2 protein-coding genes are annotated in these 2,151 nt (G+C 68.1%); both read right to left on the reverse strand.

All coding sequences use genetic code 11. The annotated features are described in order from the left end of the window. Positions 1–161: 161 nt before the first annotated feature. Positions 162–1,520: a Pup--protein ligase gene (gene pafA / locus ACWCSD_RS51935; protein WP_125642647.1), complete on the reverse strand. Its 1,359-nt coding sequence runs from the start codon at positions 1,518–1,520 to the stop codon at positions 162–164. A gap of 136 nt (positions 1,521–1,656) precedes the next feature. After that, on the reverse strand, positions 1,657–2,151 hold a 495-nt coding region (locus tag ACWCSD_RS51940; protein ID WP_449927194.1), incomplete at its 5' end, for a hypothetical protein.

The raw sequence follows: 2,151 nt of genomic DNA on the forward strand, positions 1-2,151 counted from the left end.
GTCGGTGTCGCCGCACGCGGCGGCGACGAAGATCAAAGGCACGGCTGCCAGTACGGCCAGAGCGCGGCGCATGGACTTCCCTCGGAAAAGACGTCAGATTCGCGTCACCCTACCCGACATCGAGGTAGGGCCGAGGTAAACACCACGCCCCGGCCGTTGCCTCACATGCCGGCGATGAGCTTGTCGACGCGCTCGTCCACGCTGCGGAAGGGGTCCTTGCACAGCACCGTGCGCTGGGCCTGGTCGTTCAGCTTCAGGTGAACCCAGTCGACGGTGAAGTCGCGCCGCTTCTCCTGCGCCTTGCGGATGAACTCGCCGCGCAGGCGCGCCCTGGTGGTCTGCGGCGGCACCGACTTGGCCTCGAAGATCTTCAGGTCGGAGGCCACCCGCTCGACCGAGCCGCGCTTCTGCAGCAGGTAGAACAGGCCGCGCTTGCGGTGGACGTCGTGGTAGGCCAGGTCGAGCTGGGCCACCCTGGGCGAGGACAGCGGCAGGTCGTACTTCTTGCGGTAGCGCTCGATCAGCTGGTATTTGGTCACCCAGTCGATCTCGCGCGAGACCAGGTCGAGGTCGCCGGTCTCGACCGCGCGCAGCGTGCGCTCCCACAGCTCCAGCACCCGGCGGGTGATGGCGTCGCCGCCGCGCCGGTCGACGAAGTCCTGGGCCTTGGACAGGTACTCCTGCTGGATCTCCAGGCTGGAGGCCTCCCGGCCGTTGGCCAGGCGCACCCGGCGGCGGCCGGTCATGTCGTGGGAGACCTCGCGGATGGCTCTGATCGGGTTCTCCAGGGACAGGTCGCGCATCACCGTGCCGGCCTCGATCATGCGCAGCACCAGGTCGGTCGCGCCGACCTTGAGCAGCATCGTGGTCTCGCTCATGTTCGAGTCGCCGACGATCACGTGCAGGCGGCGGAAGCGCTCGGCGTCGGCGTGCGGCTCGTCGCGGGTGTTGATGATCGGCCGGGACCGGGTGGTGGCGCTGGAGACGCCCTCCCAGATGTGCTCGGCCCGCTGCGAGACGCAGTAGACGGCGCCGCGCGGCGTCTGGAGCACCTTGCCCGCCCCGCACACGATCTGCCGGGTCACCAGGAACGGGATCAGCACGTCGGCCAGGCGGCCGAACTCGCCGTGCCGGCCCACCAGGTAGTTCTCGTGGCAGCCGTAGGAGTTGCCGGCCGAGTCGGTGTTGTTCTTGAACAGGTAGATGTCACCCGCGATGCCCTCTTCGCGCAGGCGTTTCTCGGCGTCGACGAGAAGGCCCTCAAGGATGCGCTCGCCCGCCTTGTCGTGGGTGACGAGTTCGATGACGTTGTCACACTCGGGTGTTGCGTACTCAGGATGGCTGCCCACGTCGAGGTAGAGACGTGCGCCGTTGCGGAGGAAGACGTTGCTCGATCGGCCCCAGGACACGACCCGCCGGAACAGGTAGCGCGCGACCTCGTCGGGGGACAGCCTGCGCTGTCCCCTGAACGTGCAGGTCACGCCGTACTCGTTCTCCAGCCCGAAGATGCGACGATCCATCACCTCACACTATGCCCACGGATCGGCGATCGGGAGAGATCTTCACAGGTGTTTTCCGGCGGACGTCCCATTTGCCAGATTTGCTGGGTGGGTTTTACCAGGTCCGCGCCCGCCCCCGCGAAGCGCGGAGCCGGGATCACGGGGTGTAGATCTCCTGCACCTTGACGATCTTGCCCTGGTGCACCGTGATGAGCGACGGCTGCCGCTGCTTGTCGTGCCGCTTGACCAGCACGGACGCGGGGCAGCGCTTGGCGCCCAGGCCGGTGTTGCGGTCGACGGTCATGGCCGCCATCACCGGCTTGCAGCCGTAGGCCGACAGGAAGACGACGTCCTTGGCGATCGGGGAGGCGTAGGCCGTCACGTCGCCCTCGGGCGGGCCGACGAAGTAGCCCTCGGTGGTCTTGGACCGCTTCCACTTGATGGGCTCGTACTCGGCGACGCCGTCGCGCACGTCGGTGATCCAGCCGCGCAGGATGCCGTTGCGGCGGGAGTGGATGCCCTTGGTGAAGTCGTGGCCGGGGTCGGCCTGGAAGCTCGTGCCGAAGATCGCGGGCTTCTTGTACGCCGGGTAGGCGGTGGCGGCCTGGCTCGCCGTGGCGGTGGCGGTGGCGGTGGCGGCGTGGGCGGCGAC

Source organism: Nonomuraea sp. NPDC001684 (genome assembly GCF_053596515.1).